Source organism: Candidatus Rhabdochlamydia sp. W815 (assembly GCF_018642185.1).
Lineage (GTDB): Bacteria > Chlamydiota > Chlamydiia > Chlamydiales > Rhabdochlamydiaceae > Rhabdochlamydia > Rhabdochlamydia oedothoracis.
Genome location: NZ_JAAVTY010000102.1, coordinates 1 through 5,390, shown reverse-complemented (window position 1 = coordinate 5,390; position 5,390 = coordinate 1). Strand labels below are relative to the sequence as shown.

10 protein-coding genes and 1 pseudogene are annotated in these 5,390 nt (G+C 35.6%); 7 read left to right on the top strand and 4 right to left on the bottom strand.

Features of this window, described 5'->3' with window-relative positions:
- Window positions 1-94 (top strand): annotated as a pseudogene (locus tag RHOW815_RS09135) (transposase); the annotation flags it as partial.
- Window positions 95-430: 336 nt separating this feature from the next.
- Here RHOW815_RS09135 and RHOW815_RS06665 read toward each other — a convergent pair.
- The 3 genes from RHOW815_RS06665 to rpmH are packed head-to-tail and all read right to left on the bottom strand — an operon-like array spanning window position 431 to window position 2,919.
- Entirely contained in the window at window positions 431-2,434 is a 2,004-nt protein-coding gene (locus RHOW815_RS06665) for an ATP-dependent helicase (protein ID WP_215217542.1), read from the bottom strand.
- A complete protein-coding gene (rnpA, locus tag RHOW815_RS06660) occupies window positions 2,412-2,843 on the bottom strand; it encodes a ribonuclease P protein component (RefSeq protein ID WP_215217541.1) in 432 nt (143 codons plus the stop codon). The genes RHOW815_RS06665 and rnpA overlap by 23 nt, the downstream gene beginning before the upstream one ends.
- Window positions 2,785-2,919: a 50S ribosomal protein L34 gene (gene rpmH, locus RHOW815_RS06655; protein WP_215217544.1), complete on the bottom strand. Its 135-nt coding sequence runs from the start codon at window positions 2,917-2,919 to the stop codon at window positions 2,785-2,787. The genes rnpA and rpmH overlap by 59 nt, the downstream gene beginning before the upstream one ends.
- Window positions 2,920-3,103: 184 nt before the next feature.
- Between rpmH and rpmJ the strand changes: the two genes are divergently transcribed.
- Complete coding sequence (gene rpmJ / locus RHOW815_RS06650) at window positions 3,104-3,241, top strand: 50S ribosomal protein L36 (protein ID WP_138106870.1); 138 nt, start codon at window positions 3,104-3,106, stop codon at window positions 3,239-3,241.
- Window positions 3,242-3,254: 13 nt separating this feature from the next.
- Window positions 3,255-3,560, top strand: coding sequence for a 30S ribosomal protein S14 (rpsN, locus tag RHOW815_RS06645; RefSeq protein WP_215217540.1), 306 nt, complete (start codon window positions 3,255-3,257; stop codon window positions 3,558-3,560).
- Window positions 3,561-3,576: 16 nt separating this feature from the next.
- Here rpsN and RHOW815_RS06640 read toward each other — a convergent pair whose 3' ends face one another.
- On the bottom strand, window positions 3,577-3,975 hold the full coding sequence (locus RHOW815_RS06640) for a DUF4339 domain-containing protein (RefSeq protein WP_215217539.1): 399 nt from the start codon (window positions 3,973-3,975) through the stop codon (window positions 3,577-3,579).
- Between the two features lie 152 nt (window positions 3,976-4,127).
- On the opposite strand from RHOW815_RS06640, the gene RHOW815_RS06635 reads away from it, so the two are divergent.
- The 4 genes from RHOW815_RS06635 to RHOW815_RS09130 form a co-directional block, all read left to right on the top strand.
- On the top strand, window positions 4,128-4,607 hold the full coding sequence (locus RHOW815_RS06635) for an Asp23/Gls24 family envelope stress response protein (protein WP_215217538.1): 480 nt from the start codon (window positions 4,128-4,130) through the stop codon (window positions 4,605-4,607).
- 15 nt (window positions 4,608-4,622) lie between these two features.
- A complete protein-coding gene (locus tag RHOW815_RS06630) occupies window positions 4,623-5,015 on the top strand; it encodes a hypothetical protein (protein WP_215217537.1) in 393 nt (130 codons plus the stop codon).
- Window positions 5,012-5,137 carry a hypothetical protein gene (locus tag RHOW815_RS08875; protein WP_256439925.1) on the top strand — a complete coding sequence of 42 codons (126 nt, stop codon included), beginning with the start codon at window positions 5,012-5,014 and terminating at the stop codon, window positions 5,135-5,137. The genes RHOW815_RS06630 and RHOW815_RS08875 overlap by 4 nt, the downstream gene beginning before the upstream one ends.
- A gap of 87 nt (window positions 5,138-5,224) precedes the next feature.
- Window positions 5,225-5,390: helix-turn-helix domain-containing protein (locus RHOW815_RS09130; protein ID WP_350339774.1), on the top strand; the 166-nt coding region annotated here is incomplete at its 3' end.

Here is a 5,390-nt window from a genome sequence, read left to right as displayed (position 1 = left end):
TTTTTGTGGAATTTTGTACATTTTAAAAAGTGGTTGCCAGTGGCGTATGTTACCCATAGAATATCCTAAATGGGAATTATGTTATTATTATTTCCATTTCTGAAATAATGTCTGTGTTTTACCAGGGCCAACGCATGAAGATTTTTCTTGATAATTGAGAGATAAAAAATGATTCTGGCTCCTTTTTCATAAGGAGTATAAAATGGAAGGATTCATTCTTCATCTATTATGATGCATTTTTCGAAATTACCAGACCCAAGAAAGACGCGCAATCAACTATATAGCCTTCATGATATTATCAGCATATCTATGCATCATGTCGTAAAGATTATTTATTAGATCTGGTAGGTGCAAAGGAAAATCTTCATGCGTAAGCCCTGGTGTTTTACCTGTCTATTAAAGCAAGATCAATTGGTTTAATTTTAAGATGCTAAATAGTTTGCCAAGAGCTAATTTTTACTAACTGTTTGGGAATTTCAAGTAAAAAACGAGAAGGGTTAGTAGTAAGATCTTTTCCCATTTTTTTTCTCTGGCGCGCCATGCTTAAACAAAGATATTCTTTAGCGCGAGTCATGGCTACATACATTAATCTCCTTTCTTCTTCTAGGCCGGTTTCAAATAAGCTTTTTTCATGAGGGATGATATGGTCCTCTATTCCTACAAGGAAACAAGCGGTGAATTCTAACCCCTTAGCGCTATGAAATGTGATCAGGTTAACGTGATCGTCATCAGCTTTTTTTGTATGGGTGAATTCTTCTCTTTGATCGAGAAGAGCCGTAGATAAGAAGTCAGAAAGGCTAATTTCTTCTTGTTGTTTATTAAGACGTTTTTCTTCTTCATAGATGGTCATCATATCCACGCAATACATAACGTTTTCCCATCTAAAATCGCGCATTTTTTCAGATTTGGCTTCATCTGCAATGGCTTTTTTATAATCTATGGTTTCAATAAGCCAGGTGAGGGCTTCAGGAAGAGATAGATTAGAAAATTGATCTCTAGCGGTCGTAATTAGGTTTGTAAAACAGCAAATCGCGTTAAGCGCTTTATGAGGGAGATGTTGTTTTAGTTCAGAAGAGAGAGGGGACGCTATTTGTTCTAAAAGATCCCAAAGGGAAATATCGCTCTTGCGATTAAATTCGGTAAGTATTTTAAGCGTTTGATCAGAAATTCCTCTTCGAGGGGTATTAATAACGCGCAAAAGAGCTTCTTGATCAAGAGTATTTACAATCAGGCGTAAATAGGCAAGGAGGTCTTTAATTTCTGCTCTTTCATAAAATTCTGTTCCTCCAAACACCTGATAGGGGATTCCTCTTACCCAATTATCCTGTTTTTGCCATACAGCTTGCATAAGAGCTAATTCAAAAGACCTTGCTAATAGATTAGAGCGATAAAGAATAGCCATTTCTTTCCAGGGAATTTTTTTGTCTCTTTTCAGTTTAATCATTCTTTGAATCACAGATTGCGCTTCTTCTAATTCTGTGGGTGCGTGAAATAGGTGTATTAGCTCTCCTTGTTCTGCATTGCTCCATAGTTGTTTATTGTGACGGTTTTGATTATGAGCAATCACAGCGTTAGCAGCTTGTAAGATAGTAGGAGTAGAGCGATAATTTTGTTCTAGTTTGATGGTGGTTTTTGATTCAAATCCTAAGATGTTTTTAATTTCGGCACCGCGCCAACCATAAATCGATTGATCATCATCTCCCACTACACATAAATTCTGATGGCGTGCAGAAAGCAATTCAGCTAATCGGTATTGGATGGGATTAGTATCCTGGTATTCATCAATCATGATATAACGATATCTTTTTTGATAAGGCAACATTTGCATTTTATATTTTTCAAAAAGAGTAACAGAAAGAGACAAAAGTGAGTCAAAATCAACAGCATTGTATGCACATAGACACGATTCTAAGCGCGTATACAAATCCTGGCAAAATTGATCATGCCAAGTTATAATTTCTAGATCCGTTGAATTTAATCCTTTGTTTTTAATCTGAGTAATTTTCTTTAAGGCTTCTTCTAGAGAGGGAAGCTCTCCTTCATGTTCAAGTAGATTTTTTGTTACTTGCAGAGCAATGCGACGCACTTCTTTTTCTGTATAAAGAGTAAAGTTATTGGTGTATCCCAGATGGTGAATTTCTTTACGCAAAAGCTGCATGCAAAAGCTGTGGAAGGTGCTTAAGGTGAGTTTTTTTGCAAGTTTTACACCTACAATGCGAGCAACCCTTTCCCTCATTTCTTGTGCAGCTTTATTGGTAAAGGTTAAACCTAAAATAGCTTCAGGTTCAATTTTAAGGGATTGGAGCAGGTAGGCAATGCGATAAGCCAATACACTTGTCTTCCCACTACCAGCACCAGCTAAGATCAGCACTCTGCCTTCAGTAGCAATAACCGCTTGTCTTTGATCTGAGTTAAGATGAGGAAATGGTGACATTATTATCGCTTTGTACAATTTTTTCTACAATGCGCTTTAAGTCAATTAATACGATTTGCTTGGATATAAGCCCTAAGCGAGAGCAAGGGGAGATGTTTATTTCTAATCCAATGGGTAGATGGGAGCGCATTTCACGGAAAACCTCTCTAACAACGCGTTTAAAACGATTGCGATCATGAGCTTTTCCAAACTTTTTAGAAACAGTGATACCCAATTTGGAATCAAGGTCTTTTGAATGTTGAAAATCTACGGAAATCATTTCTCCAAAAATACGGCGATTATTTTTAGTCAAACGCTTAAAATGAGAGCTTTTTAAAATCCGTGCTGATTTAGGAAATCGCCAAGATTTGTTACAGGGCAAGGCGCTTACGTCCGGCTCTTCGACGTCTGTTAATAATCTTGCGGCCATCTTTGGTTTTCATTCTTTTGCGAAAACCGCATGCGGCTCTTCTTCTCTTTTTACTAGGTTGGTATGTGCGTTTCATTTTTTCTAATTCCTTGTGGCATAAAAGATTCAAAACTTGTGTGACAATATACATAAAAGAGTGCAAATTCCTCAAGCAGAATTCTTTTTAAATAAAAGAATTTACAAAAGAATTGCGCTTGCAACAAATCTAACGATTGCTTATAAGTTTACTAGAATTTTAGTTTTTATCTCTCAGGTAAATCATGAAAGTAAAAGCCTCGATTAAAGCAGACCCTTCAAAAGGGGATAAAATTGTTCGTAGATGCGGACGCATTTACGTCATTAATAAAATGGATCCTAACCGCAAGCAGCGTCAAAAAGGCCCTGCTCGCAAGAAGTAAGAGTTATAAAGATATGGCAACAAAATCTTCAATAGCAAAGCAGAAAAAACGCGAAAAACTCGTTAGTTTAAAATGGAACAAACGTCAAGAGTTAAAAAAAATAATAGTCGACATGGATAAAAGCGATGAAGAGCGTTTAGCTGCAAAAATCGCCTTAAATAAAATGCCTCGTAATTCCTCACCTGTTCGATTGCGCAATCGTTGCCAATTTACAGGTAGAGCTCGTGGGTATTTAAGGAGATTTAAAATGTCTCGTCTTTGCTTCCGTGAAATGGCTAATTTTGGATTAATTCCAGGTTTGGTTAAGGCTAGCTGGTAATTTTTATAAACTACGCTTAAATCTTAGGCGTAGTTATTTTTAGTACTTCTTTAAATTTCTTCCAATTTTCTAAGTCTTCATTCCATACATAGGATTCTCCCTGTATCTTTTTATTTTTCCAGGCGATAGTTAAGGCTTGAAAGCTAATGGGTCCAAACTGCTGCCCTTTTTCATCTAGATAATACCAGAGATTTTCCCGTTGTGGCGGATCAATAGGGATTAACTCTGGTTTATGTACAGGATTTGGAATTTTAAGATTTTTTTTACGCTGAAAAAGCACCGCAATAAAGGCCAAAGCACAAAAAAGAATCCCTGCAATATACCAATTTCTTGGATTTAGCCCCTTTTTTTGTGCAAAGAGTGCTGTGATCCATCCCCAAAAAAGACTAATTGTAATATAAAATAGTAAGGTCATGATCCATCTAGTGGCATTTTAACTAAGAAGGATAGCGAATTGGCTAAAATATAGCAAATTCATTAAAAAAATTAATTGAAATAAAGAAGATTAGCTGATTAATCTGCAGCTTGTTACAATGGGTTTTAAATATAAATTAAGGGTACGGCCTCATGCATAATCAATTAAAAGATATTGATAGTAAAGAATTAGATTTACCAGAAACAGTCTTTGTTCGCGATGTGGAGAGTAAAGTATTTCAATCAATTGTATGGCATTGTTTAACCAAGGTTAAAGATATAGAACCTTTGGAAGGAAATCTTTTTGACAGTCTTTTGGGTCGAGAGATCTTAGAAGGTGTAAAAGGAATCCATGTTGAGCAAGATCAAAAAAAACATTCAGTGAATATTCGAGTTGAGCTCAATATTTCCTACGGGATTTCTATTCCGGAGAAAGCTGAAGAAATTCATATGAAACTTCTAGAGGATATCACTAAATTAACCGGGCTACACGTAGGATCGATACATATTATCTTTAAAAATTTAATTATGCCTAAGTTGAAAAAAGAACAAAAATTAGAAGATCTTTTGCAAGAGAGAGTAAAAACGGCAAAGCCAGCTGCCGATTCTGATTACTATGATGAGAGTTTTTAACCTAAAAGGTCTATTTTGTATTATGCAATTGCTGTTTACAAAGAGATGTTTCTCTGTTTTAGTCTGAGTACTTTATTTGCTGGATTGGTCTTAGGGATTATCATTTCTCTAGGTGGATGTTACTATAGATTCACAACAGGTAATGCAGATGTCTTTGTCCATATGTCCATTTTGCGCAATTATGTTGAATGCTATGCCCATCAAGCATTTCCTTCACAAAACCTCACAATAAAAGTTTGCTTAAATAGATATAATGAAATTACAGTTGTCCTTGATTTGCTTAAACAGGTAGATGATACTCAAGTTTTTGAGCAAGCCGAAAAGGATTTATCAGCTCTTTTCTCTTGTTATCTGGGACATCAAAAGCCTTTATTTCTAGAGATTACTTATTTAAGGAATTTATCATGAATAAAGTTATGCTACATTTAGCCGTTCTTCTTTTTCCTTGTTTTATGTATTCTTTTTCTTTTCAGGATTTTGATTCTTATCAAGGCAAAGTTAGCAAACAAGAAAAGTCTTTTCAAGTTTGAAGTGCACAGAAGAATTAAAAAAAAGAATAGGCAGGCGATGAAAGAATCTCTATTGTAATTTTTAATAATCAAACACAAAAAGAGACCTTGCCTAAAGGCTACCATCACCTAACCTATGACCAAAGATGTCAGATTTATATTTTACAAGCTAGAGGAGATACAGCTAGCTCAATAGCAACCATTCTAAAAGTTCATCATAGCACTATTAGTAGGGAACTTAAGAGAAATAAAGGGCAACGAGGATACCGTCATC

Excerpts from the sequence above, each read along its gene's own strand:
- rpsN (WP_215217540.1), top strand. The coding sequence starts at position 3,255 with ATGGCAACAAAATCTTCAATAGCAAAGCAGAAAAAACGCGAAAAACTC.
- rpmH (WP_215217544.1), bottom strand. The coding sequence starts at position 2,919 with ATGAAACGCACATACCAACCTAGTAAAAAGAGAAGAAGAGCCGCATGC.
- rpmJ (WP_138106870.1), top strand. The coding sequence starts at position 3,104 with ATGAAAGTAAAAGCCTCGATTAAAGCAGACCCTTCAAAAGGGGATAAA.
- RHOW815_RS06640 (WP_215217539.1), bottom strand. The coding sequence starts at position 3,975 with ATGACCTTACTATTTTATATTACAATTAGTCTTTTTTGGGGATGGATC.
- rnpA (WP_215217541.1), bottom strand. The coding sequence starts at position 2,843 with ATGGCCGCAAGATTATTAACAGACGTCGAAGAGCCGGACGTAAGCGCC.
- RHOW815_RS06665 (WP_215217542.1), bottom strand. The coding sequence starts at position 2,434 with ATGTCACCATTTCCTCATCTTAACTCAGATCAAAGACAAGCGGTTATT.
- RHOW815_RS06635 (WP_215217538.1), top strand. The coding sequence starts at position 4,128 with ATGCATAATCAATTAAAAGATATTGATAGTAAAGAATTAGATTTACCA.
- RHOW815_RS08875 (WP_256439925.1), top strand. The coding sequence starts at position 5,012 with ATGAATAAAGTTATGCTACATTTAGCCGTTCTTCTTTTTCCTTGTTTT.